This is a genomic window from Parapedobacter luteus, assembly GCF_900168055.1.
Taxonomy (GTDB): Bacteria; Bacteroidota; Bacteroidia; order Sphingobacteriales; family Sphingobacteriaceae; genus Parapedobacter; species Parapedobacter luteus.
On record NZ_FUYS01000003.1, the window covers coordinates 37,125 to 62,395 of the forward strand.

General features: G+C 51.1%; 19 protein-coding genes. 3 read left to right on the forward strand and 16 right to left on the reverse strand.

Annotation, left to right across the window (positions count from 1 at the left end):
• Positions 1–265: 265 nt before the first annotated feature.
• From B5X72_RS06710 to B5X72_RS06720, 3 genes are all read right to left on the reverse strand, one after another.
• Positions 266–4,303, reverse strand: a complete 4,038-nt coding sequence (locus B5X72_RS06710; RefSeq protein ID WP_217698104.1) for a two-component regulator propeller domain-containing protein — start codon at positions 4,301–4,303, stop codon at positions 266–268.
• 197 nt (positions 4,304–4,500) lie between these two features.
• Entirely contained in the window at positions 4,501–4,941 is a 441-nt protein-coding gene (locus B5X72_RS06715) for a carboxymuconolactone decarboxylase family protein (RefSeq protein ID WP_079716090.1), read from the reverse strand.
• Between the two features lie 66 nt (positions 4,942–5,007).
• The gene (locus B5X72_RS06720; protein WP_079716507.1) at positions 5,008–5,583 is read right to left on the reverse strand and encodes a Crp/Fnr family transcriptional regulator; all 576 of its coding nucleotides are present in this window, start codon (positions 5,581–5,583) and stop codon (positions 5,008–5,010) included.
• A 211-nt stretch (positions 5,584–5,794) separates the two neighbouring features.
• Here B5X72_RS06720 and B5X72_RS06725 point away from each other — a divergent pair, with 211 nt between their 5' ends.
• Complete coding sequence (locus B5X72_RS06725) at positions 5,795–7,564, forward strand: thiamine pyrophosphate-requiring protein (RefSeq protein WP_079716091.1); 1,770 nt, start codon at positions 5,795–5,797, stop codon at positions 7,562–7,564.
• Between the two features lie 99 nt (positions 7,565–7,663).
• Here the strand turns inward: B5X72_RS06725 and B5X72_RS06730 are convergent, their stop codons facing one another.
• From B5X72_RS06730 to ccoN, 6 genes are read right to left on the reverse strand one after another with little or no spacing between them, the layout of a single operon-like run.
• Positions 7,664–8,362 carry a sulfite exporter TauE/SafE family protein gene (locus B5X72_RS06730; RefSeq protein WP_079716092.1) on the reverse strand — a complete coding sequence of 233 codons (699 nt, stop codon included), beginning with the start codon at positions 8,360–8,362 and terminating at the stop codon, positions 7,664–7,666.
• Between the two features lie 18 nt (positions 8,363–8,380).
• Entirely contained in the window at positions 8,381–8,584 is a 204-nt protein-coding gene (locus tag B5X72_RS06735; RefSeq protein ID WP_079716093.1) for a FixH family protein, read from the reverse strand.
• Positions 8,585–8,643: 59 nt separating this feature from the next.
• A complete protein-coding gene (gene ccoG, locus B5X72_RS06740) occupies positions 8,644–10,020 on the reverse strand; it encodes a cytochrome c oxidase accessory protein CcoG (RefSeq protein ID WP_079716094.1) in 1,377 nt (458 codons plus the stop codon).
• Between the two features lie 10 nt (positions 10,021–10,030).
• On the reverse strand, positions 10,031–10,948 hold the full coding sequence (locus tag B5X72_RS06745) for a cbb3-type cytochrome c oxidase N-terminal domain-containing protein (protein WP_079716095.1): 918 nt from the start codon (positions 10,946–10,948) through the stop codon (positions 10,031–10,033).
• 12 nt (positions 10,949–10,960) lie between these two features.
• Positions 10,961–11,146 carry a hypothetical protein gene (locus tag B5X72_RS06750; RefSeq protein ID WP_079716096.1) on the reverse strand — a complete coding sequence of 62 codons (186 nt, stop codon included), beginning with the start codon at positions 11,144–11,146 and terminating at the stop codon, positions 10,961–10,963.
• A 20-nt stretch (positions 11,147–11,166) separates the two neighbouring features.
• The gene (ccoN, locus tag B5X72_RS06755) at positions 11,167–13,302 is read right to left on the reverse strand and encodes a cytochrome-c oxidase, cbb3-type subunit I (protein ID WP_079716508.1); all 2,136 of its coding nucleotides are present in this window, start codon (positions 13,300–13,302) and stop codon (positions 11,167–11,169) included.
• Positions 13,303–13,548: 246 nt separating this feature from the next.
• Between ccoN and B5X72_RS06760 the strand changes: the two genes are divergently transcribed.
• Entirely contained in the window at positions 13,549–13,833 is a 285-nt protein-coding gene (locus tag B5X72_RS06760) for a hypothetical protein (RefSeq protein WP_079716097.1), read from the forward strand.
• A 45-nt stretch (positions 13,834–13,878) separates the two neighbouring features.
• On the opposite strand, the gene ccoS is transcribed toward B5X72_RS06760, so the two are convergent.
• From ccoS to ettA, 7 genes are all read right to left on the reverse strand, one after another.
• Positions 13,879–14,073 carry a cbb3-type cytochrome oxidase assembly protein CcoS gene (gene ccoS / locus B5X72_RS06765; RefSeq protein ID WP_079716098.1) on the reverse strand — a complete coding sequence of 65 codons (195 nt, stop codon included), beginning with the start codon at positions 14,071–14,073 and terminating at the stop codon, positions 13,879–13,881.
• The gene (locus B5X72_RS06770) at positions 14,070–16,484 is read right to left on the reverse strand and encodes a heavy metal translocating P-type ATPase (RefSeq protein WP_139378575.1); all 2,415 of its coding nucleotides are present in this window, start codon (positions 16,482–16,484) and stop codon (positions 14,070–14,072) included. The genes ccoS and B5X72_RS06770 overlap by 4 nt, the downstream gene beginning before the upstream one ends.
• Before the next feature lie 13 nt (positions 16,485–16,497).
• Positions 16,498–17,862 carry an oxygen-independent coproporphyrinogen III oxidase gene (hemN, locus tag B5X72_RS06775; protein WP_079716099.1) on the reverse strand — a complete coding sequence of 455 codons (1,365 nt, stop codon included), beginning with the start codon at positions 17,860–17,862 and terminating at the stop codon, positions 16,498–16,500.
• Positions 17,849–18,343, reverse strand: a complete 495-nt coding sequence (locus B5X72_RS06780; protein WP_233632512.1) for a Rossmann-fold NAD(P)-binding domain-containing protein — start codon at positions 18,341–18,343, stop codon at positions 17,849–17,851. The genes hemN and B5X72_RS06780 overlap by 14 nt, the downstream gene beginning before the upstream one ends.
• Before the next feature lie 104 nt (positions 18,344–18,447).
• The gene (locus tag B5X72_RS06785) at positions 18,448–19,512 is read right to left on the reverse strand and encodes a response regulator (RefSeq protein ID WP_079716100.1); all 1,065 of its coding nucleotides are present in this window, start codon (positions 19,510–19,512) and stop codon (positions 18,448–18,450) included.
• On the reverse strand, positions 19,502–20,713 hold the full coding sequence (locus tag B5X72_RS06790) for a PAS domain-containing sensor histidine kinase (RefSeq protein WP_079716101.1): 1,212 nt from the start codon (positions 20,711–20,713) through the stop codon (positions 19,502–19,504). Before B5X72_RS06790 ends, B5X72_RS06785 begins: the two co-directional genes overlap by 11 nt.
• Positions 20,713–22,398, reverse strand: a complete 1,686-nt coding sequence (gene ettA / locus B5X72_RS06795; RefSeq protein ID WP_079716102.1) for an energy-dependent translational throttle protein EttA — start codon at positions 22,396–22,398, stop codon at positions 20,713–20,715. The genes B5X72_RS06790 and ettA overlap by 1 nt, the downstream gene beginning before the upstream one ends.
• A 293-nt stretch (positions 22,399–22,691) precedes the next feature.
• On the opposite strand from ettA, the gene B5X72_RS06800 reads away from it, so the two are divergent.
• Positions 22,692–25,244: an ATP-dependent Clp protease ATP-binding subunit gene (locus tag B5X72_RS06800; RefSeq protein ID WP_079716103.1), complete on the forward strand. Its 2,553-nt coding sequence runs from the start codon at positions 22,692–22,694 to the stop codon at positions 25,242–25,244.
• Positions 25,245–25,271 lie beyond the last annotated feature (27 nt).

Sequence of the window (25,271 nt, forward strand, 5' to 3'; positions counted from 1 at the left end):
GGTTCGACCGTACGGATTCCCTTCGGAATCCGACAGCATATCGCGGTACGCAAACCAGGTGAAGGTCCTTTACTCCAAAACATCGTGCAATAACTTTATTGGTTTATAATATGCTCGTTTGCAACGAATGTACATGGATCCTCATCAATATCCGTATGCATGTAACATAGGAATAAGCTTATGAAACAAATGCCCAGTGCCGGCCACGGCGATCCGGCTAATTTTGCGGACAAAAAATGGAGAGCAGGTCGTTGTGTCCGTCAATCTATTTTCCGGTTTTCTGGGCGGCGTAAGCCGTGGGCGAAACACCGTACATTTGCTTGAAGGATAATGAGAAGTTGCTTAAATCTGAATAGCCGACGGCATAGGCTACCTCGGAAACTGACAAGCCTTTTTTTTCAATCAATCGGGCGGCTTGCTTCAGCCGGATATTTCGGACCAGATCGCGCGTGGTCATGTTGGTCAGTTGCTTCAGCTTCCGATGAAGATGTACCCTGCTGATGCCGATTTCAGCAGAAATCATCTCCACACTGAGCAACGGATTATTGAGATTATGTTCGATCAGCTGGTGTATTTTTTCCAGTAGTTTTTCATCGGCGCTCTTTATGGACAACGCCGGGATATACTCCTCCTGGAAGCGCTGCTCGCGTTCGCTTTTGCGGATAAGCTCTCGGTTTTTTATGATTGACGTTATTGCTTTTAGCAAGAGCTCCGTATTGAACGGCTTGGTCATGTAGGCGTCCGCCCCTCGTTCAAGACCGTCCAAGTTGTCCGCCTCTTGGGCCTTGGCGGTAAGCAGGATGATTGGTATATGGCTGATATTCGGATTGTTCCTTATTTTTTCGCATAACGAGAACCCGTCCAGCTCCGGCATCATGACGTCGCTTATGACCAGATCTGGCGGCTCCGACAGAATGTGCTTGTAGGCCGACAGGCCATCGGAATAAGCAGACACAGCAAAGGCATGCGAAAGCGACTTGGTGAGGTACGCCACGATATCCGAATCGTCATCCACGACCAGCACACGTTTTGGCTTCCCGTTCTTCAAACGGGGCGGCGCGGGCGCCACCGGCGCTATATACGGTTCTGTTAGTTTTCTTGATACTTGGGCAAGCCCATCGTTGAGCACCTCCCCCGATTTGGCCAAGGGCATCGTGATGACAAACCTGCAACCGCCTTCTTTTAGGTTTTCTGCCCGGATAGTTCCGCCGTGCAGCGCTATCAACTGTTTGGCCAGATACAATCCAATACCGGTACCGCTATTGTTATGATCGCGATGGGTGTCTGATTGGTAAAAACAGTCAAAAATTCGATCAATATCTTGCTCATTAATCTGCGGACCGGAATCCGCCACCGAGAGGGTCAGCAGCTCTCCGGATCGGTCATGCCCGGTCCGGCAGAGCTCAACGGCTATCCAACCACCGGAGGGCGTAAACCGGCAAGCATTGGAAAGCACATTGACCAGCACCTTATCAAAATTTCGCGGATCGATACGGGCAAAACAGGCTTGGTCCGGCAGTTTTATCGAGAAGTGAATCGCTTTGGCCGAAAACTCTTCCTCAAACAACGCGCATACTTCCTGGGTGTACCGGACCATGTCTATCTGCGTACATTTCAACGTCATCAAACCCTTTTCGATTTTTTGAACGTCCAGCATCTGGTTGACCAAATCCAGCATGCGGCGCACATTCCGGTCCATAATCCGGTAAAGATACCCGCCTTCCGGATGGCTGTCCATGTGTTTTAACCGTTTCAACGGACTGGCGATCAGGGTCAATGGTGTACGGATTTCATGTGCGATATTGACAAACAGCTGCAGTTTCGCTTCGTTGATTTCTTCTTTCCGCCGGTGGGCCCGCATTTGGTGGCGAATACGTCTCCGGCTCTTCACCGCCGTGAGGATACCATATCCCAGCAACAAGGCAAGGACGATGTAACATGCCTTAGCGGATGCCGACAAGTACCAGACGGGGTGTATGACAAGGGTGACCGCTTTGATGTCCGAACTCGCGTTTGCAGCGGTTGCCCGCACAAGCAGGCGGTGTGTGCCTGACATGAGGTTGTCAAACGTGATTCGATTGCTGGAAGGTGGTAACGATATCCATGCATTGCCATTCATCGAATACTGGAAAACAACCCGTTCGGAATCGCTGAAATCCATCGTCGAAAACTCGATAGTAAACGAATTGTCATGATGCGCCAGGTGAAACGCAGACGCCTGGTTGATAGCCGTGTCAATGATATTGAATCGACCTGATTTCATTCCTTTTCGCACTGCTTTGCCATGAATGTACAGATCGACTACCTGTACGGCCAGCACCTTGCGCTGAATATGGATCTCATCTGGATTAAAATAACTGATGCCATGCAGCCCGCCGAAAAATAGTTTTCCATCGCTGCTTTTCAACGATACGCCCCGCATAAACTCATCGCCTTGCAGGCCATCGCCAGCATGAAAATTCAGAAACTGCTTTCGGCGTACATCCAACTTGCTTATGCCCCGATTGGTGCTCAGCCAGATGTCGCCGTGCCGGTCGCCTTCGACAGACCAGACGATATTGCTCGGGAGGCCATCCTCCACACCAAACTCCGAAACCTCCAGGGAGGGTATTTTCAATCGCTTTAACCCTTTAGACGTGCCCAACCAAAGGTTTCCTTGGTCATCGTCGTACAACGCATAGATGACAACGTCGCCGAAGAGTCGGTTTCTCCCGAATACCGACACAAAACTTTCGGTTTCCAAATCCAGACACCCCAGCCCATCATAGGTACCAAAATACAATTTGTTGTCACGAGATACCGATACGCAGTTTATCCAGTCATTGGGTATACAGTTGCTTTGGGGTTTGAACTTTGTTTTCTCTTCCGTGGCATAGCGCTTCACTTCGTAAGAATGGAGATCCAGCCGGAATAATCCGGACCCCATCGTCGCAAGCCAGAGCCGTTGGTAGGCATCCTCAGCGATGCGGAAAACCCGCTGTACATTCGCGTTCTTTTTGTCTTTTAGTATCACAGGATAACTAAACCGTCCGGATTCACGGTCAAACCTGGCCAACCCTTCAAGGTAAGACCCCACCCAAAGATGCCCCTTGGAATCTTCGAAAATGGCCATGATTGTACCGGGAGCCTGACCTTCGTTTGCGTAGTGCTTGCTGGATGTGAGGCCGGGACCGACCCGGTACAAACCGTCGTTGTCGCTACCCACCCAAAGTTCGCCCCGCCGGTCTTCCCATATAGCCATGACGCTGTTGCTACCAATGAGGTTTTTGTTTATCGATTTGTAACCGATATAACCGAAACGGTGTTTATGAGCCGGCATCATGAAGACCCCTTTCTGGTACAGCCCCATCCAGATATTACCATCGCGGTCTTCCAGAATCGATTTCATTTTCGATTTTGCGTGGTTGAATGTAGCGATGGGAAGATCTAAGTCTACCAACTCCCCTACCGCCGGGTCAACATATTTCACGCCCCGTCCATCGGTAGCCACGTATATCGTGTTTGCTGCACTGACGATTAAATCCGAAATGGGCAGATCTGCATCATCACAGCTTGGCGTCCGGCAAAAGGTGTCGGCCGACGCATCGTATTTGAACAGGCCATTGTTGAGACTGCCCACCCACAGGCCTCCGTGTTCATCCTCCACGATGCTCGAGATGACATTGTTCTGTACTTCTTTTGACGCAAAGTAGTTTTTGGAGGTGTTGCCCTCCAACAGGAAAAGCCCTTGATCCTCGGTGGATACCCAAAGCCGCTCCTTGGTATCTTCAACGATCTTAATGATCATGTCACTGGGAATCCCCACGGCAACCTGGCTGCAATACCACCGCCCCTGGTCAAACAAAACTTCAAACAACCCGTATCCGGACGTCCCCACCAGCAACTGCCCGTTTTTACGCTGGCATATGGTCATCACGTGAGCATCAATGGTGATGCCTCCTTGCAGGATGAACGGAATGGTATGAAACTCCTTAGTCGCCGGATCGTGATATTGCAGCCCGTTTATGTAGCCGATATACATTTTGCCATAAGCATCTTCGGAAATGACACGTACGATGTTATTCAGCATCGAATTCGCTTCCTGCGGGTTCTGCTTATATATCGTAAAATTGGTTCCATCGAACTTATTCAACCCATCTTCGGTTGCAATCCAGATGTAACCGCTTCGATCCTGGTGGATATCTATCACCATGCTACTCGACAGCTCGGAACCGACGGTAAAAAGTTTTCCGGTTTGCCCCCTCACGTCTGAGGCGGAAAAATTGAGAGCAACGAGCTGAATGCCTATCCAAGCGTAACGCACAGCAACCAAGATTTGAGTACGTGTTTATAAAATTGGTATTGGACGCCCTAAACAGTGGACGTGAAACAAATATAATATTCTGTTTACCAAAGACCAACCGAATGCCTCAAAAAAGTTGATGGGACATTATCGCGGCGCAAGCCTCGCGGCAATCATTGATTTAAATCATGGGGAGGCATTGCAGGAGGCATCCGGTTTTATTCGATTTGTTTATGGGTACTTACGGCTATCCTGTTCCAGGCATTTATGGTTACAATAACCATAATAATCTGCGCAATTTGACTTTCCGTGAAAATCTCGGATGCTTTCCGGTAGGTCTCCTCTTTTAATCCGTGCTGATGAATGAGCGTAATTTCTTCAGTCATTTCCAGCACTACTTGTTCTTCCTCGGTAAAAAATTTGGTAGCCTCCCTCCAGGCACTCAGTAAGAGAATGCGCTGCGTATTTTCGCCGTTTTTGATGGCATCTTTAGCATGCATAGCTATACAGTAAGCACAATGGTTAAGCTGAGAGGCACGGATTTTTATGAGTTCTTTTAAGGTTTTGGATATGTCAGCGTTTGCAAGATAGCTTTCCAATCCCATCATTGCTTTGAATGCCAAGGGTTCTGTTGTGTGGATGTCAATACGATTTTCCATTGTTCTGATTTTTTGATTTAACCGTACAAATGTTGAAAACCGGGAACAGAAAAAACTTAAACGGGTTTAAGAAAACTTCTTTTTACGAATTTCGCTTAAATATTCGGGCGTAAAACCCAAATAAGACGCAACAAGATACTGCGGCACTCGTTGAAGAAATTCGGGCTGGTTTTTTCGGAAATGGTGATATAATTCCTCTCTGGAATGCTCATAGATGAACTTGATGCGCATTTGCGCAGCAGCGTAGGCCTTCTGGTAGATGCAACGGAAATACCGCTCCATAACCGGATGTTCCTGGAGCAAGTTATCATATCCTGCCTGCTGAATAACCAATACGTCTGTTTGCTGCACCGCTTGAATATAGAACGGCGTCGGCTCTTTATTCAGGTAGGAGAAAGTTTCGGTCATCCACCAATTTTCAATGGCAAACTCGGTGGTTTGCTCTACACCTTTATCGTTGATGAAAAACTTTCTCAGTATGCCATTCAAAACAAAATAATTTGCTCTACAAACCTGACCTTCAACCAATAAATTTTCCTTTTTTTTCAGAATGCGATGCTGAAAATATGTTGAAATACGTTGGAACTCATCATCACTGATCTGCGCAAACTTATTGATGTGGGTTTTCAATGGATCGAACATTACCTGCATAAATTAGCTACCGACATGTTACAAAGTTAATTAATATATTTTGCAAACATGCGCTGACGGCCCCCGCGGAGACCTCATCATACGCAGCGAGATTATTCCAAACCGATAGCGCCTAATCCCGTTAATATGAGAAGACGTAACGGCTACAGCCTGTTGCACGCTTCCGGCGGTGGGCTGCATCTGTAGACAAACAAACGAAGCTATGAATGTAAGTGACTTTTTGATCGACCGACTCCAGGCATGGGGTATTAATCGAATCTTCGGCTACCCGGGCGACGGCATAAACGGACTGCTGGGCGCACTTAATCGCAACGGCGACCTTGCGTTTATCCAAACGCGCCATGAGGAAATGTCGGCCTTCATGGCTTGCGCCCACGCCAAATTCACCCGAACGGTGGGTGTTTGCCTGGCCACCTCCGGCCCGGGGGCCATCCACCTGCTCAACGGGTTGTATGATGCCAAACTGGACCACCAGCCTGTTGTTGCTATCGTCGGCCAGCAACGGCGTACCGCGCTGGGAGGCAACTACCAGCAGGAGGTGGACCTCATGTCGTTATTTAAAGACGTTGCGGGCGATTACGTGCAGATGCTCACCCACCCGGCCCAGGTGAGGCTGGTGATTGACCGTGCGATACGGATTGCCGTTGCCAAACGGACCGTGACGGCGGTGATCATTCCCAGCGACCTGCAAGAGGAGCCCGCCATCAAGGAACCACCCCGCGAACACGGCTATATGGCTACCGGCACCGGTTTCCCCCATGCACGCCTGGTACCGCGACAGGCAGATCTGATGAAAGCTGCCGGCATCCTCAACGCCGGCAAGCGGGTAGCAATACTGGTCGGCGCCGGGGCCATGGGAGCGGCCACGGAAATCGAAGCTTTGGCCGAAAAATTAGGGGCAGGGGTAGCGAAAGCACTATTGGGAAAATCGGCCCTGCCGGATGACCTGCCTTACGTGACCGGGTCTATCGGCATGCTCGGCACCAAACCGAGCTGGGAGCTGATGGACAACTGCGACACGTTGCTCATGATCGGCAGCGGGTTTCCCTATGCCGAGTACCTGCCCGAACCGGGCAAGGCGCGCGGTGTACAGATCGATGTGGATGGAAGTATGCTCAGCCTGCGCTACCCGATGGACGTGAACCTCCTGGGCGATAGCCAGGACACCCTCCAGGAACTGTTGCCACTGATCGCATATAAGGAAGACCGCAGCTGGTTTGAGCAGGTTACGGCCAACGTGGCGGCCTGGTGGGAAACCGTCGAAAAGCGATCGGAGCAGGAGGCGGATCCCATCAATCCACAGCAGGTCATCCAAAGGCTATCGCCGAAATTGCCGGACTACGCGGTCATCACGGCCGACTCGGGTACAGCGGCCTTCTGGTATGCCCGCAACCTCCGGATACGGAAAGGCATGCTGGCCTCATTATCGGGCAATCTGGCTACGATGTGCCCTGCCATACCTTATGCGATAGCCGCAAAATTTGCCTTTCCGGACCGCATGGCCGTGGCCATCTCGGGAGACGGTGCCATGCAGATGCTGGGCATGAATGAGCTCATCACCATCGCCAAGTACTGGCAATCGTGGCAAGACCCGCGGCTGCTGGTCATCGTGCTGAATAACCGAGATCTGAATATGGTTACCTGGGAACAGCGCATGCTTTCGGGCGAACCTAAGTTTGAAGCCTCCCAGGACATCCCGGATGTCAACTATGCGGCGTTTGCGAACCTGATAGGCCTTAAAGGCATCCGGGTGGAGCAGCCGGAACACATCGACGCCGCGCTCGATGAACTCATCAACGCCAGCATTCCCGCGGTACTGGATGTGGTGGTAGACCCCAATGTGCCCATCATTCCGTCACACATCGACTTCAAAACCTGGCGCCGATTTACCCAGGCGCTGATGAAAGGCGACCCCGAGCAGTCGGGCATCATCCGCCAAATCATCAAAGAGGCGATGCAGGGAGGGATTTGAAATCGGCGGATGATGCTTGATGCCTGACGAATGCCACAGGATTCCGTTTCGCATATCGTTACGAATGGGCATCCGTGGCCGGCTGCACGATTTATCAACTCATTGCGCACCCGCACAGGTAACCGCCCCATCCGGGTAAATCAACGGGCTGAGGTACGGAATATCCAACCCGGCTCCGCGCAGCAGAAACCATCCGCCCATCAACAAACTTATCATGGGGAGCCAAAATGCGGCATTGAATCGCATCCGCCGCTTCACCGCACTTCCGATGAGGGAGACCGCCAGCATGGTAGGCCATGTGCCGAGCCCAAAGGACAGCATGAACACCCCACTGCCCTGTAACGTGTCGGCGCTTAACGAGGCTGCCAGTGCCATATACACCATGCCACATGGCAAGAGGCCGTTGAGCATGCCGACCATGAAGTGGCCGCCCGGCCGCTGCAGCCAATAACCTATCCATTTGACCACCGGGTGGACAAACGTTTGCTGCCAGTGCACAACCTGCCGCAGCCGCCTGCCCCAAAGCGAAAAAAGAGCCATGCAGACAAGCAGAATGCCTGTGGCAATGCTAATGCTCTGCTGCCATCCGGCTACTTCGATTGAATGGCCGACAACGCCCATCATGAGTCCCAGGAGCGCATAGGTCATTGTCCGGCCCGACTGATACATCAGCGTGTTGGACAGGCGTTTCCACCTCGATCGCGGCCCCGGCACGGCCAACACCAGCGGCCCGCACATCACCGCACAGTGGAGACTGCCCAGTAGCCCCATAAAAAATGCCAATACGTGATAACTCATTTTTTTGTTATTGCCGATTTAGGGCTGCTTAACGGCTTGCAGCGTATCTGCTAAGCCCTGCAACGAATCGGCACGGCGGAGCTCGTCATAGTTCAACCCCCGCTCGTAATAATCCGGTGCAACCAGCGAATCGGTATCTTTACTTACCATGTAAACCCCGAAAGAAACAATCAGCGCCATGAATAACGCCAGCGAAATCACTATCTTTAATCCCCAGTTCATTTTTGTTTTATGCTTTATTTTCTGGCCTGCTGCTTACCGCTCGCAGCCCGCGGCCCCACTTATCCTCCCGGCGGCGCTACAAAGGTCGTTTTCATCGTTTCCACCACCTTCCCCGCTACCACGACGTTCACTTTTACATTGGTTTTGTACGACTGTATCGCTCGTTGCGGACCGATTAAGAAAAAGCTCAATTGCGCCGTGCCTCCGCCCTTCAGTTCGTCGATTTTATTGACGACATGCACGGTGAAGTTTTCTTCCGCGGCCACCAGTCTGAAAGGCATATCCTGATGGGTTTTGTTGATCAGCGCTACGCTATACAGGTTGCTCACCGTGCCGTCCGGACGGATTTGGTAAGTGCTGCCCTTTGCCCGCAGCAACGTGCCGTCGACCTGCGACCGGCTGAACACCAGCCATCCAAAAACTGCCATCAAAACCGCCAGTACCACCGTATAAGCTACCGCCCGGGTATTGCCCTTTTTTTTTCGCTCACCACCAATCTCCGCGGTGGAATAAAAGCCAATGAGCTTCGTGGGCCGATCTAACTTCTCCATGACCGCATCGCACGCGTCGATGCAGGCGGTACAGCTCACGCATTCCATCTGCAGACCATTACGGATGTCTATGCCGGTAGGGCATACATGCACGCACAGCCTGCAATCCACGCAGTCGCCCACCGCTTGTTGCGCATGCTTTTTGCGGTGACCTCGGGGCTCACCCCGCCGGTGGTCATAGGCAACGGTGATGCTCTGGTCATCCAGCAGCACCCCCTGCAACCGCCCATAAGGGCATATCGTCGTACAAACAATTTCACGCACGTAGGCAAAGACACCGTAAAAAACCAAGGTAAAAACCATGAGCGAGACAAATCCCGCAAGGTGTTGGCTTACGGGATCGCGCATGATTTTCCAAAGTTCGTCTACCCCGATGATGTAGGCCAGAAAGGTATTAGCAATCAAAAATGATACAACCAGGAAAACGGCGTGCTTGGCTATTTTTTTGGATTGCCTGGCCCATGTCTTCGGCGCGTGGTCCAGCTTCTTTTGCTGTTGCCAATCTCCTTCTATCCAGTACTCAATGCGGCGGAACACAAGCTCCATAAAAATCGTTTGCGGACACGCCCACCCACACCATACACGCCCATAGACCACCGTAAACAACACGATGCACACCATGGCGATAAGCATCCCAAAAACGAAAATATGCAAATCTTGCGGCCAGAAGACGTTGCCGAACAGGACAAATTTGCGTTCGACAATATTGAACATCAAGAACGGCTCGCCCGCTATTTTGACAAACGGCGCGCCTATCAGCACCAGTAACAGCGTGTACCCCAGCAACTGCCGATAGTTGAATAACCGGCCGCCGGGCTTCTTGGCATAAATCCATTCCCGCCTGGGTTTCGTCCCGTCTACCGCCTTCCCTGCGATGATATCCATGAATGTTGATTTATATTACCGATCTGTCGCCGTCGCCAACACGCGCCGTTTCCACTCCGTTGGTATCGTGTGCCGGTGTGTACTCCACTTTTTCTCCCTGTGGTTCTTTTGCGTTTGGTGGATTCGTGCCCCGCAGGCTAAGGATGTAGTTGCTTACTTCGGCAATCTGTGCTGGCGTCAGGCTCTGCTCCCACGGTACCATGCCTTTGTCGAGCACGCCATATTTTATGGTTTTAAACACATCTTGTATGCTACCGCCATGCAACCAGTAATCATCCGTGAGGTTGGGACCGATGCCCCCCTCCCCTGCATTGCCATGGCATGCCGCACAGTTTTGTGTATAAATAACCTGCCCGGAGGCTATGGTTTCAGGCCGTGCGTCCACCGTCACTGAATTTTCGTCGATGTTGTTGGCAGCCTGCGCCAGCCATTCCTGCCGCGCTTCTTCCGCTTTAGCCATTTCACGTTCGTACTCTTGGTCCTGGTTTGGCCCCCAGCCGAATACATGGTACACACACAGGTATACGACGGCAAACACGACGGACGCATAAAACAAACCGTTGAACCAAGCGGGCACGGGATTGTCCAGTTCTTTGATGCCGTCATAGGCATGATCGATGATTAGATCTTTTTCCTCCGCCAGCGGCCGCAGCCCCATGAGCTTATTCCACCAAGCGGCGCGCCGGGCCCTGCGGCTGGCTTTTGCCCGCGCTGTTGCTGCCTGCTCATCTTCTATCACGTGTGGCATAGTGAGCCGAAGCATGACCCGCATGGCCCGCAGCACCACCACGGCGGCGACAAGCACCACCGACATGACCACAATAAGCGCGATGATGAGGATATCGTTGTTGACATTCCCGCTGCCGAATAAACCGGGCGCCGTAGCAGCTTTGTCAACCGCATGTAACTGTAAAAATATTAATTGCATGGCTTATGTTGTTTAGTGTAATATACTGTTTTCCTGCTCCTCCACGTCATTCATCGGGATTTCCTTCATGTAATCGACATAGTCCTTCCGCATGCGAACCAGCATGATGGCTACCACAATGAAGAAGATGAGAAAAATCCACAGCGAGGCAATGAGATACCACTCATTGCCGCTCAAGTCTGTTATTTGCTTAAACATTGCCTATTGTCTTTAATGCGTTAATCTTCTGTTTTTGCCACGGCGGTCTGTTCCGTAGCCTTGATATCCGTCCCGAGCCGTTGCAGATAAGCAATCAGGGCAATGATTTCCCGATCAGGCCGTACGGTCACACCTTGGTCGCCCAAATCTGCCGCGATGGTTTCGGCCTGCTGACTGAGGTGGGCATTTGCGGCGTCGATATCCGCATCGGTGTAGGGCACGCCCAATATCCGCATGGCATTCAACTTGGCCTTGGTAGTGGTGGTATCCAGTGGCTGCTCAATCAGCCAGGGATAAGGCGGCATGATGCTGCCGGGCGAGGTGATGGTGGGATCAAGCATGTGATCGAAATGCCATTTATTGGGGTATTTCTTGCCTATGCGGTGCAAATCGGGCCCGGTCCGTTTGGAGCCCCATAGAAATGGGTGATCGTAGACAAACTCGCCGGCTTTGCTATAGTCGCCATAGCGGGCGGTCTCCGACCGGAACGGCCGGATAGTCTGCGAATGGCAGTTGACACACCCTTCGCGGATGTATAAATCGCGGCCCTGTAACTCCAGGGCCGTATAGGGTTTTACGCTGGCAATCGTCGGCACGTTCGATGAAATCATGAATGTAGGCATCATCTGTACCAGCCCCCCAATCAAGATGGTGATCAAAGCCACGACCATGAACAGAACGGGCTTGCGTTCCAACCGGCGATGCCTGGAGCGTTCGTTGACCATTACCGGTGTCAGTTCGGGCGCTTCGGCCGGCTCATTGGCCAGCAGCCTTCCCTTCTTCATCGTTTTTGCCAGGTTGTAGGTCATCAGGATAGCCCCGGCGAGGTACAGTGTCCCCCCTACGGCGCGGAGCATGTGCATCGGGATAATCTGAAGGGTTGTAGCAAGGAAGTTTGGATATTTCAGTACACCCTCCGGCGTAAACTCTTTCCACATCAAGCCTTGCACCACGGCTGCCCAATACATCGGAATCGCATAAAACAGGATGCCTAATGTGCCTATCCAAAAGTGCACCGACGCGAGCTTAGTGGAATACAGCTCAGTTTTATAGATGCGGGGGATTAACCAGTAGAGAATGGCGAAGGTCATAAAACCATTCCAACCCAATGCGCCAACATGTACGTGCGCGACAATCCAATCGGTAAAGTGTGCAATGGCATTGACTTGCTTCAACGAGAGCATCGGTCCTTCAAACGTGGCCATACCGTATGCAGTAAGCGCCACCACCATAAACTTCAACGTCGGCTCCGTACGTACTTTGTCCCAGGCTCCCCGCAACGTGAGCAACCCGTTGATCATACCGCCCCAACTGGGAGCGATGAGCATGATCGAAAATACCACGCCGAGCGACTGCACCCAGCCGGGCAACGACGTATACAGCAGGTGGTGCGGCCCCGCCCAGATGTAAATAAAAATCAACGACCAAAAGTGCAGGATGCTCAGCTTATAGGAGTAAATCGGCCGGTTGGCCATCTTGGGCAGGAAATAGTACATCATACCGAGGTAAGGCGTGGTCAAGAAAAATGCAACGGCATTGTGCCCGTACCACCATTGCACCAGCGCGTCCTGCACGCCGGCATACAAGTAATAACTCTTCCACATGGAGATGGGAAGCTGCACCGAATTGACGATATGCAGCACGGCCACGGTAACAAACGTGGCAATGTAAAACCAGATAGCCACATACATGTGCCGCTCGCGACGCTTAATGATGGTGCCGAACATATTGATTCCGAATACGACCCAGATGATGGTGATGCCTATGTCTATCGGCAATTCCAGCTCTGCATATTCGTGGGATGTGGTGATGCCCAGCGGCAATGTAATAGCGGCTGCAAGAATAATTAGCTGCCAGCCCCAAAAGTGGATACGGCTCAGAACGTCACTGAACATCCGCGCCTTCAGCAACCGCTGTAACGAATAATACACCCCCATGAAGATGGCATTGCCCACGAATGCAAAAATTACGGCATTGGTGTGCAGCGGACGCACCCTACCGAAGGTTGTGTATTGGAGTTCGAAGTTCATAAAGGGCCATATCAGTTGGACGGCCACCAATAAGCCAACGGACATCCCGACAATGCCCCATACGATGGTGGCGATGCCGAAATCCCTAACAATTTTGTTGTCGTAATTAAATTTAGTTAGCTGCATTGCTGTAATTGTTTTTTCATCTTTAACTTGTTCCTTATCGGTGATGAAACTTGCATGAGCCGTCTCGATCCATTTGTTGAGCACGATCTCATGCAGGTTCCGGCGGTAAAATTACTGTCATCAAAGTGTCAGGCGAATGACGCCGATTGGGTTTAAAAGTAATGGTAGTCACTATTTGCTGATTCGGTGGTTTGCATATCAAAGCAACTTTAGCTAAGTTTGACAGCATTAACCCGACAATTGCTTATGGACTTTGAAGCGTTCAACTCATCGCTGGAGCACGAAGTGCCCCCCATCAGCCTAACGGTACAGCTTGAAGCCCTATGGTATGACGGCAAAGGCCAATGGGAAAAGGCCCACGATTTGATCAATGATTTGACCGACAACCAATCTGCCCATGTACACGCCTACCTGCACCGCAAAGAAGGCGACCTCTGGAATGCCGACTACTGGTACCGCCGTGCAGGCCAGCAACGGCCGGCAACGACATTGGAGGAGGAATGGCGGGCATTGGTCAAACGGCTGCTTTGACCTGTAGTGGGTTTTGCCTTCGCCCGGCATCTTATCGGCCTGGCTTCATTCAGGTGTCCGTACGTCCAACGTTTCTTCTTCGCCTTCGGGCACTTGCGGCGGCTCATCGTCAAACAGTATACGTATGGAGGGCGTATACGTATCTTCATGCTGCCCCGTTTTATTGGCCCAGAAGAAAGCCGCTAAAAAGATAAGTGCAATAAATACACTGCAGCCGATGAGAAAGAATATCGCACTCATGATCGGATGTTGTTTAACTGGTTTTTGGCCGCATAGGCATGTGCAACCACGGTGGTGAAGCCAATGATGGTGACGGTGCTCAGCGGCATCAATACGGCGGCAAACAGTGGCGACATGGTACCCATCACGGCAAAGCTCAATCCAATGACATTGTAAGTCAGCGAAATACCAAAACTCATATGGATAACCTTCACGGCATCCTTAGCGAACCGCAGAAAGCGCGGCAAGAGGACAAAAGACCGCCCATCAAGAATGGCATCGCATCCAGGTGAAAAATTATTGATATCGTCGCTTACTGCAATGCCCAGGTCTGCTTGCCGCAATGCACCGGCATCATTGAGCCCATCGCCAAACATGCACACCTTGCTGCCGGTATGTTGCAGCTTATTGATGTATTCCAATTTTTGGGCTGGCAGCTTACCGAACAGCAGATCGGCATCGGGCGGAAAGATTTCGCGAAGACGCTCCCTTTCCTTGGCATTGTCGCCGGAAACCAGGTGCAAGTCATAGGGCTTGGCCAATTCGCCCATAACTTCCCGAAGGCCCTCCCGCCAGGGCTGCTCGACGATAAAAAACCCTTTTACCTCGTTGTTGATAGCGATGTAGATGCGGCTACCAGTTGGCGAAGCGCCCGCTGCATCCCGTGCGCCCGTGAAAGCGGCGCTCCCGATCCGTACCCGGTTTGAATGGACCTCGGCTTCGATGCCTTTCCCACCGGTTTCCTGGTAATTGCCGATAGGCATAAGCTCCATCGGCCCCGCCCACTTGACCAGTTCGCGGCTCAGCGGGTGATTGGAATTTTGGCACACGGACACCACCATAGCCAGCTCGCCGGCCTGCAGCTGGCCTTCAAAGCGCATCCGGGCGGCACTGGGGGAAGATATCGTACCCGTCTTGTCAAAAACGAGGCAATCCACTGCCGCCAATTGCTCGACAGCCGCTGTATTTTTTACATAAAAGCCATGCCTATCAAAAACACGCAATGCTACCGAGAGCGTAAAGGGCGTGCTCAAGGCCAGGGCACAGGGGCAAGCGATGATTAATACCGCCGTGAAGGCGCCCCACGCCTTGGCCGGGTCATCACGGAGAAACCAATAAGCCATAGCGGTGATGGCTATCGCCAGGAGCACCAAGGTAAAATATTGACTGACCACGTTGCTGAAGGTACGAAATCGCTTCTTATATTGCTTAAATGCATCGTTGTTCCAAAGCTTGGTCAGGTAGCTCTGCGATACCGGTTTGACAACTTCCAGCTCAATCGCTTCGCCCAACTGCCGCCCCCCCGCATAGATGATCTCGCCAAGTACCTTCTCCACCGGCTCCGACTCGCCGGTAACGAAACTGAAGTCTATGGCGGCTTGCCCTTTTAAGAGAATTGCATCGGCCGGGATAACCTCGTTGCTGCGGATGAGGAGCCGATCTCCGACGCTGATTTCGGCTAAAGGCACGGGCTTAGCGTTTGCGGCGCCGAGGCGTGTCACCGCGACCGGAAAATAGGAGCGGTAATCCCGTTCGAAAGACAGGTGATGGTAGGTTCGCTGTTGTACCCACCGGCCAACGAGCAGAAAAAAGACCAATCCGCAGAGTGTATCGGCAAAACCCGGCCCTGTAGCCGAAAGTATTTCCCACGCGGTGCGGACAAACAACACCAAGATGCCCAGCGCCAGGGGCACGTCAAGGTTAAGTTGCCGGTGCCGCAGGCTGTGCCAGGCGGATTGGAAATAGTCCCGTCCGCTGTAAAGCAATACGGGAAGCGCAAACCCAAGGTTCATCCACCCGAAAAACATGGAATACTTGGCCTCGAATGCCGCCATGCCGAAGTATTCGGGGAAGCTCAGCATCATCGAATTGCCAAAACAGAATCCGGCTACGGCAATCTTGGCTATCAAACCCTTTTGGGAAAATTTACGACCTGCCTTGACCACATCCTGCAAGGTAATCTTGGGTTCGTAACCAACGTTGGCCAGCAACTCCACCAGCTCCCGCAACGATAGGTCCGGATGTTTGAATGTAACATTTACCTGCTTTTTCAGGAAATCACTTTGTGATGCCACAACGGCAGGATGGAGCTTGTAGAGGTGCTCGAGCAGCCATATGCATGAACTGCAATGGATGGACGGGATATAAAATGTGACCATGGTGATTTCATCATTCTTGAAATCAATGAGCTTATCTGCAATGGTTGGTTCATCCAGGTACTCGTACCGCTCGGACCGCTCACGCAGCTTTTTGCCGGGATGGGTGTTGTACCGGTAATATTGCTGCATATTGTTGCTGCTCAAGATGCGGTATACGCTCTGGCAGCCTACGCAGCAGAACACGTGTCCATCTGCCTCATATACGGTACCGGCTAAGGTATCACCACAGTGGTAGCATTTCGTACTGTTCGATGTCTTTGTCCCTATCTTCATGCCTCAGCGATTATCATACGGCCTTACTGAACAAAGGCTGGCTAACATGTTTCTTATGCAACCGTTCGTCGAAGGCCATGCAGATGTTACGCAAAAAGGAAAAGCCTTTCTTGGTAACCTTCACGCGAGTGCCATCCCAAGAGACAAGGCCATCGCCAAATAGCGGTGCAAGCCGGCGGAGTACGATTGCCGATTGCGCCGCCGGCCCATCCAATACCGCTGTACCGCGGCACATGATATCCAGGATATGCTTCCTGATCTGCATATCTCCGGCTGATAGCACGTGGCCTTTGAAAACCGGTAGCACCCCGGCGTTTACCCGCGCTTTGTATGCTTCTACAGTTTTTACGTTTTGGGCAAACGCCGTCCATGAATCGCTGATGGACGATACGCCAAGCCCGATAAGCAACGGCGTGTACCGATCGGTATATCCCATAAAGTTGCGGTGCAAAGCTCCGCCATCAGCGGCCCGGCAAAGCGCATCATCGGGCAGCGCAAAATGATCCATGCCTACGTCGCGGTAACCCGCCTGTTTGATGATTGATTGGCCGAGGAGGTAGAGGTCAAGCTTGTCCTTTCCCTTGGGTAAATCGTCTTCTGTATAGCGCCGCTGCCCGGGCCGCATCCAGGGAACATGCGCGTAGCTGTAAAACGAAATGCGATCGGGCCGCATGGCCAGCGCTTTCTCAACCGTGTCCCCTACGCTTTCCAAGGTTTGCAGCGGCAGCCCATAAATCAGATCGAAGTTGATGGAAGTGTAGCCGATTTGGCGGGCATCTATCATCACCCGCCATACGTCGGCTTCGGTCTGCTTTCGGTTGATAAGTAACTGCACCCCATGATCAAAATCTTGTATTCCCAAGCTCAGCCGCCTAAAACCGGCACCAAATAATGTCTGAAGGTGTTCATGGGTGGTATTTGCGGGATGTGCTTCAAAGGAAAACGATGCTCCGGGAAGCACTTGGTTGCCATCCAACAGGCCATCGACCAACCTGCGGAGCTGAGACGGGCTGAAAAATGTAGGTGTGCCGCCGCCCAGGTGCAATTCGCCGATAGGCAGGCTGCTTTCGCCGAGGTGACGCCGGTAAATCGCCCACTCGGCTAATACGGCATCGATGTAGGGCGCTTCCACGCCATGGTTTTTGGTGATGCGCGTGTTGCAACCGCAATAGGTGCACAAACTTTCGCAAAACGGGAGATGAATATAAAGGCTAATCCCCTGCGATGACGACTGTGCCCATTGCAAACGAATATGCTGAATCCATTTTTCCGGACTCCAGGTCTCCTCATCCCAGCAAGGCACCGTGGGGTAACTGGTATAGCGCGGTGCAGCTACGTCATAACGCTGGACCAACGCCAGCATTTTATTTCTTGCCATTTCCATATAAGTAGGATGTAACGGTATCATCCATTGTGCACACCTTCTGGCAGCAGCAGGCCTTGCCGACGCATTTCCCGGCGTCCCAGGCATTCAGATTGCGGATAGTCTGCTTGGCGATGCTTTCAACGGATTGGTCTTCATCAGGCGCATTGGCTACTTTTAATCCCATGCGGGTAGCCTCGCGCAGGTCGATATGCGTGGTGATTTTGGATCGGGTAATGATTTTCTTCACGCCTGCATTCTTGAGCTCCCAAAGCATATCACGATCCAATATATCATACGTGGAAACAATGACAACCTCTTTTCCCTGTGCATAGGACACCGTCTTGGCATTCAATTCGTTGGAGATCAACGTCAGGTCGTGGCGCTTGCCGTTGGCAAGTGCCAAATGCTCCTTTTCCTGAGGCTTTATACTATAAGCAATTGCTTTCATCCGTCTGTCCGTGTCCGTGGGAAAATGATTTTCTAATGCGTTCATTGTTCCACAAAATTACGGGCACGGCCTATGGCGGATGATGTGACCTATCAAGCTAAAAAATGATATCGATCACATTTTCGAAAAAAAGGAAGACAAACGGGGGGCTATTGCTTGATATTCCTTAATTTGTGAATGGATAAAATGCGGATGGCATTCCCTTCTTTGGCAATCAATTTTTCGTCTTTAAAATCGGCCAGCATCCGGCTGATGGTTTCGTTTGCCGTGCCGGCCAATGATGCCAGATCATCCCGTGATATGCGAATGAGGCATTCATCTTCATGGATACCGGACACCGTCTTTTCAGCTACATTGATCAGCGCATTGGCGACCCGCTTACGTACGGAATCGTAAGCAAATGCAAGCAGCTGGTCTTCTTTGCCGCGTATGGTTCCCGACAACCATTTGATGAATTTGGTGGCAATCCCCGGTTTCCGGTAGAGCAATTCAAAGAACTGCTCTTTATCAATCAATGCCAACTCGGTTTCTTCCAGTGTTTCGGCATTGTCGTTGTAGTGCTGTTGCAGCAAAAGCGATTCATAGCCGAAAAACGAGTCGGGCACATGAATATCCGTTGACAGTTCGCGGCCGTCCAGGTAATACAAGAAGTTGCGCACCTTCCCCTTTTTTACGTAATATACGTATAACGGCATATCACGCTCCTGGTAGATAAACTGCTTTTTCCGATAGGTCTTTACCCGGGCTCCCTGCACCAGTTCTTTCAGGAGCGTCTCTTGCTCTTCATCGCTTAAGTACAGGTTTTTCCGGATGCCGCCGTCCGTTCCCAATTGCTTGCGCTTTTTGAGCCGGGTTTCAATGGCGTTCAGCAGTTCGATATCATCGAAGGGCTTGGTCAGGTAATCGTCGGCCCCCATCTCCATGGCCTTGCGCATATCCGCGCGTTCGGCCTTCGCCGTCAGGAAAATAAACGGTATTGTGGCGGCCTCAGGATGTTTTGAAAGCATATACAACACACCAAAGCCGTCCAGCTCGGGCATCATGATGTCACACAGAATGATATCCGGCAAATGTTTCAAGGCCATGTCTACCCCCGTTTTGCCCTCGGGCGCCGTATATACGTGATAGCCGGTAAGCTCGAGGATTTCTTTGGTCCCTTCGCGGATATCATCGTTGTCTTCGATGATCAATACGTTGATTTGCTTAGTTGTCATTTGGTTCCTGCGGTATGGTGTTATTGAAGGTAAGCGTAAAAACGGTACCTTTATGCTGGGCACTTTGGCATGCCACCTGGCCGCCCATCAAAGATACGTATCTTTTCACAATATTGAGCCCCAAGCCCGTGCCGGGGATGTTGCCGGTATTATGGGCACGGAAGAACGGTTCGAATAAATTTTTCTGATCTTCCTCGGGTATGCCTATCCCGTCATCCTTGATGACAATGGTGCAGGTATCATCGTTGACCTCGGTATTGAACTCAATGAATGTATTTTCACCGGAATATTTTATTGCGTTGGAGATCAGATTGATAATACAGTTTTTCAACAAGTTGGCGTCGAGCTCGACTTTTCCGGTGGAGCCCGTATGCTGATATACAATATGCTGGTTGGCTTTGCAAATCATCTGCATTTCTTCGGTGATTTCTTCTCCAAGCTGCACCAGGTTTATTTCCTGTTTGCTTGCCGATACCTTGCCGGCCTCCAGCCGCTCGAGCGATAGAAAATCATTCAGGATACTGGTGAGCAACTGTACGGAATTTTTAATGCGGCCAGTATGCTTAAGCACGTTGGCTTTGTCGGGCTTTTCAATATATTTTTCGATCAGTGAGGCCGACAGCTGCACGGCACTCAGCGGCGTACGAAACTCATGCGAGGCCATCGAAACAAATCTGGATTTCAGCTGGTTAAGCTCCTTTTCTTTCTCCAAGGATTGGCTCACTTCGGACTTGGCTTTCTCCAGCTCAGACACCAGCTTGATGAGGTCTTTCGTACGGTTGCTTACGGTCGCCTCCAATTCTTCCATATGATGCAGGAGTTTTTCCTCAGCTTCCTTTTCTTTGGATAAGTCATGCACAAAGCCGGTAAAGGCGGTCTTGTTTTCGTAATGCACCTCGCTGACGGCGAGACGGAACGGAAAGGTGCTGCCGTCTTTGCGCCTCCCCCTCACTTCGCGGCCGATACCAATGATCTTCCTCTGTCCGGTACGACGATAGTTTTCGATATACCCATCATGGTTGCTGCGGTCGGGTTCCGGCATCAGCATGGATATATTCCGTCCGACAACCTCAGACGCGTCATATCCGAAAAGCTGCAATGCCGCCGGGTTGATGGATTCGACAATGCCATTCCAATCAATGGTGATGATCCCATCGATTGCATTGTCGATAATCGCTTTGAGTAACTTGGCGGTATCCATCAGCCCTTGACCAGTTTTTTGTACTTGATGCGTTGTGGACCAATGTCTCCTAAGCGTTTTTTGCGATTTTCTTCGTATTCGGTATAATTCCCTTCGAAGAAGTACACCTGCGAATTTCCTTCGAAAGCAAGGATATGGGTACAGATGCGATCGAGGAACCAACGGTCGTGCGAGATGACGACGGCGCATCCACCAAAATTTTCCAGCCCTTCTTCCAGTGCCCGTAATGTATTGACGTCGATATCATTTGTGGGCTCGTCGAGCAGCAGTACGTTAGCCCCCTTTTTTAAGGTAATGGCCAGGTGCACCCGGTTGCGCTCGCCCCCCGAAAGTACCCCCACCTTCTTTTGCTGGTCAGCACCGTTGAAATTAAATTTTGAGACATAAGCCCTGGAATTGACAAGACGGTTGCCCAGCTGAATATTTTCATGGCCGCCAGTAATGTTTTCCCATACGGTCTTTTCCGGATTGAGATCGTCATGCAACTGGTCGACATAGCCCAATGCTACCGTCTCCCCTACCCGGAATGTGCCGCTATCCGGCAGCTCCTGCCCGGTGATAAGCCGGAATAATGTTGTTTTCCCTGCGCCGTTGGGACCGATAATGCCGACGATACCTGCCGGCGGCAACGAAAAACTGAGGTTTTCAAACAGTATTTTATCGCCGTATGCTTTGCTCACCTGCTGCGCTTCAATAACCACATTGCCCAACCGCGGCCCCGGCGGGATGAAGAGCTCCAGCTTCTCTTCCCGCTCCTTGGTTTCTTCAGACGCCAGCTTCTCGTAGTTATGCAGGCGGGCCTTCGACTTCGCATGGCGGGCCTTAGGGGCCATCCGCACCCATTCCAGCTCGCGCTCCAGCGTTTTCTGCCGTTTGCTCTCGGTTTTTTCCTCTTGGGCAAGCCGCTTAGCTTTTTGATCGAGCCAGGACGAATAGTTTCCTTTCCAGGGGATGCCTTCGCCACGATCAAGCTCCAATATCCAACCCGCCACATTATCCAGGAAATACCGATCGTGCGTGACCGCGATAACGGTGCCCCTGTATTGCTGCAGGTGTTGCTCAAGCCAGTCGATAGACTCCGCATCCAGGTGGTTGGTGGGCTCATCCAACAGGAGCACATCCGGCTCTTGCAGCAACAAACGACATAATGCCACCCGGCGGCGCTCACCTCCTGACAATGTGTCTACTCGCCGATCAGGCTCGGGGCAACGCAGCGCATCCATAGCCCGCTCCAATTTGCTATCGATCTCCCAGGCACCCGTAGCATCGATTTTGTCCTGTAATTCGCCTTGCCTAGCCAGCAACCTATCCATTTCGTCCGGATTTTCATACACTTCCGGCAGACCAAATTTTTCGTTGATTTCTTCGTATTCCTTTAAGACCGCCGAAATTTCGGCGACCCCTTCTTCGACTACTTCGCGGACCGTTTTTTGAGGATCAAGCTCAGGCTCCTGAGCCAGATACCCCACCGTATACCCTGGAGAAAAAACAACCTCCCCCTGGTAGGATTTGTCCAATCCGGCGATAATCCGCAGCAATGAGGACTTTCCCGAACCGTTAAGGCCAATGACACCTATCTTAGCTCCGTAAAAAAAGGAGAGGTAGATATTTTTCAGGACTTGTTTCTGAGGCGGGTACACTTTATTTACCCCCGCCATTGAAAATATAATCTTCTCGTCAGACATGTTATGATTATTTCAAGCGTTGTAAAACTAATAGGAAGTGCAAACTTAGATAACTTGCCCTTCATATGCAACAGCGGTAAGCTATCGTTTTCGCGTACGTCAACGAAAAACATACTTACCGAAAACATAGTCAGATTGATGTAATAATCCTTTTATGGAAACTGACAAAATGCTATATTTGTCTCAATGGCTTAATTGTTGATAAATGTTACACAAATAGTAAGGGCATAAGCGATAATTTTTTTCTACATTTATCGCATCCTTAGCATAAAAAAAAGAAAGGTAAAACATTCATGGAAGCAAAATTTTCGCCTCGCGTAAAGGATGTGATTTCATACAGCAGGGAAGAAGCCATCAGGTTGAAACATGATTATATCGGTACGGAGCACTTGTTGCTTGGGCTGATCCGTGAAGGAGACGGCATGGCTATCAAGATATTGAAACATGCAGGGATCGACACCACCGAGCTACGCAAATCCATTGAGGACGCTGTCAAGGGATCATCAATGTCCCGCGCTCCGATTGGCAATATGCCGCTTACCAAACAAGCGGAAAAGGTACTGAAGATCACTTATCTTGAAGCAAAAATCTTCAAAAGCGACATTATCGGTACCGAACACCTGTTATTATCCATCCTACGCGATGAAGACAACATCGCCTCGCAAATCTTGCAGCAATACGACATCAATTACGATGTCTTCAAAGCTGATGTAGAACAGCACAAAGCAGGCATCACGGATCAAGCATCCGGATCGACGGCCGGCGACGATGATTTTAAAGATGAAGATCATTTTAGCCAGCCCAAAAAGGTATCGGACATTAAGTCAAAGACCCCGGTATTGGACAACTTCGGCCGCGATTTGACACGGGCTGCCGAAGAAGGCCGCTTGGATCCGATTGTAGGCCGTGAGAAGGAAATCGAACGCGTCTCACAGATCTTATCGCGGCGCAAAAAGAACAACCCAATACTCATCGGCGAACCCGGCGTGGGCAAATCAGCCATTGCAGAGGGGCTGGCCCTGCGTATTATCCAACGCAAGGTGTCCCGGGTATTGTTTAACAAACGCGTGGTCACGTTGGATCTGGCCTCGTTGGTAGCCGGAACAAAGTACCGTGGCCAGTTTGAGGAACGCATGAAGGCTGTGATGAATGAGCTGGAAAAATCGCCGGACGTCATCCTCTTTATCGATGAGATCCACACCATCGTGGGTGCCGGCGGTGCATCAGGTTCGCTAGACGCCTCAAATATGTTCAAACCGGCACTGGCCCGTGGTGAAATCCAATGCATTGGTGCGACCACGCTGGATGAATACCGGCAATACATTGAGAAAGATGGCGCCCTGGATCGCAGGTTTCAAAAGGTCATGATTGAGCCGGCCACGCACGACGAAACGGTGGAGATACTGAATCGTATTAAAGAAAAATACGAAGAGCATCACAACGTTAACTACACGCCGGAAGCCATAGAAGCGTGTGTTACCTTGACCACTCGCTACATTACCGACCGTTTTCTGCCGGATAAAGCCATCGACGCACTGGACGAGGCCGGATCAAGGGTACACCTTACCAATATCCATGTGCCGCAAAGCATCATTGACATAGAGCAGAAAATTGAGGAAATAAAAGTCGAGAAGAACAAGGTCGTGCGGAGCCAAAAATATGAGGAGGCTGCAAAACTGCGAGACACGGAGAAAAAACTGCTCGAGGAACTTGAGCATGAAAAAGCTGCCTGGGAAGCAGAAACCAAGACCAAACGGTACACCGTGACGGAGGACAATGTAGCGGAGGTGGTATCAATGATGACCGGCATCCCGGTACAACGGGTAGGGCAATCGGATAGCCAAAAGCTGCTGAACATGGCCGAATCCATGAAGGGGCGCATCATTGGACAGGACGAAGCGGTGAAAAAATTAGTAAAGGCGATCCAACGTACACGTGCTGGATTAAAGGATCCCAAAAAGCCGATTGGTTCGTTTATCTTCCTGGGCCCTACAGGTGTAGGTAAAACAGAGCTGGCCAAAGAGCTTGCCCGCTTCATGTTTGACAGTGAGGATTCGCTCATTCAGATTGACATGAGTGAGTACATGGAGAAATTTGCGATCTCCCGCTTGGTAGGTGCGCCTCCGGGATATGTAGGCTATGAGGAAGGTGGACAACTGACGGAAAAGGTACGCCGCAAACCCTACGCTGTGGTATTGCTTGACGAAATCGAGAAAGCACACCCCGATGTATTCAATTTGCTACTGCAGGTGCTGGATGAAGGACAATTGACCGACAGCCTTGGCCGTCGCGTGGATTTCCGCAATACGATTCTGATCATGACATCCAACATTGGGGCACGCCAGCTGAAGGACTTCGGACAAGGCGTAGGCTTTACGACCTCGGCGAAGGCTGAACAGGCCGAATCGCATTCGCGCAGTGTCATCGAAAATGCATTAAAGCGTGCCTTTGCGCCGGAATTCCTCAACCGTATCGACGATGTGATTGTATTCAACTCGTTGGATAAAGAGCACATTTTCAAAATCATCGACATCGAGTTGAAATCGCTTTTCGTTCGCATCGAGGCCTTAGGCTACCGCATCAAACTGACAGACGGAGCCAAGGAGTTTATTGCCGAAAAAGGTTTCGACAGCAACTTCGGTGCCCGTCCGCTCAAACGGGCCATCCAGAAATACCTGGAAGACCCCATCGCGGAAGAAATCCTCAAAGGTGTGGTAGCTGAGGGCAATACGCTTGAAGTTGACTACGACAAAGACAAACAGGAAATCGTCGTGAACGTGCAAGCAGCCGACAGCGGTTCATCCAGACCTTCGGATTTCGCCGAAGAGAAGAAAGAAGATGAGTAATAAGCATCCCGCTTATTTCAAATACAA

What these genes read in the sequence shown, in the direction of transcription:
- B5X72_RS06715 (WP_079716090.1), bottom strand. Translation starts at nt 4,941, where the DNA reads ATGGAAAATCGTATTGACATCCACACAACAGAACCCTTGGCATTCAAA.
- B5X72_RS06720 (WP_079716507.1), bottom strand. Translation starts at nt 5,583, where the DNA reads ATGTTCGATCCATTGAAAACCCACATCAATAAGTTTGCGCAGATCAGT.
- B5X72_RS06725 (WP_079716091.1), top strand. Translation starts at nt 5,795, where the DNA reads ATGAATGTAAGTGACTTTTTGATCGACCGACTCCAGGCATGGGGTATT.
- B5X72_RS06730 (WP_079716092.1), bottom strand. Translation starts at nt 8,362, where the DNA reads ATGAGTTATCACGTATTGGCATTTTTTATGGGGCTACTGGGCAGTCTC.
- B5X72_RS06735 (WP_079716093.1), bottom strand. Translation starts at nt 8,584, where the DNA reads ATGAACTGGGGATTAAAGATAGTGATTTCGCTGGCGTTATTCATGGCG.
- ccoG (WP_079716094.1), bottom strand. Translation starts at nt 10,020, where the DNA reads ATGGATATCATCGCAGGGAAGGCGGTAGACGGGACGAAACCCAGGCGG.
- B5X72_RS06745 (WP_079716095.1), bottom strand. Translation starts at nt 10,948, where the DNA reads ATGCAATTAATATTTTTACAGTTACATGCGGTTGACAAAGCTGCTACG.
- B5X72_RS06750 (WP_079716096.1), bottom strand. Translation starts at nt 11,146, where the DNA reads ATGTTTAAGCAAATAACAGACTTGAGCGGCAATGAGTGGTATCTCATT.
- ccoN (WP_079716508.1), bottom strand. Translation starts at nt 13,302, where the DNA reads ATGCAGCTAACTAAATTTAATTACGACAACAAAATTGTTAGGGATTTC.
- B5X72_RS06760 (WP_079716097.1), top strand. Translation starts at nt 13,549, where the DNA reads ATGGACTTTGAAGCGTTCAACTCATCGCTGGAGCACGAAGTGCCCCCC.
- ccoS (WP_079716098.1), bottom strand. Translation starts at nt 14,073, where the DNA reads ATGAGTGCGATATTCTTTCTCATCGGCTGCAGTGTATTTATTGCACTT.
- B5X72_RS06770 (WP_139378575.1), bottom strand. Translation starts at nt 16,484, where the DNA reads ATGAAGATAGGGACAAAGACATCGAACAGTACGAAATGCTACCACTGT.
- hemN (WP_079716099.1), bottom strand. Translation starts at nt 17,862, where the DNA reads ATGGCAAGAAATAAAATGCTGGCGTTGGTCCAGCGTTATGACGTAGCT.
- B5X72_RS06780 (WP_233632512.1), bottom strand. Translation starts at nt 18,343, where the DNA reads ATGAACGCATTAGAAAATCATTTTCCCACGGACACGGACAGACGGATG.
- B5X72_RS06785 (WP_079716100.1), bottom strand. Translation starts at nt 19,512, where the DNA reads ATGACAACTAAGCAAATCAACGTATTGATCATCGAAGACAACGATGAT.
- B5X72_RS06790 (WP_079716101.1), bottom strand. Translation starts at nt 20,713, where the DNA reads ATGGATACCGCCAAGTTACTCAAAGCGATTATCGACAATGCAATCGAT.
- ettA (WP_079716102.1), bottom strand. Translation starts at nt 22,398, where the DNA reads ATGTCTGACGAGAAGATTATATTTTCAATGGCGGGGGTAAATAAAGTG.
- B5X72_RS06800 (WP_079716103.1), top strand. Translation starts at nt 22,692, where the DNA reads ATGGAAGCAAAATTTTCGCCTCGCGTAAAGGATGTGATTTCATACAGC.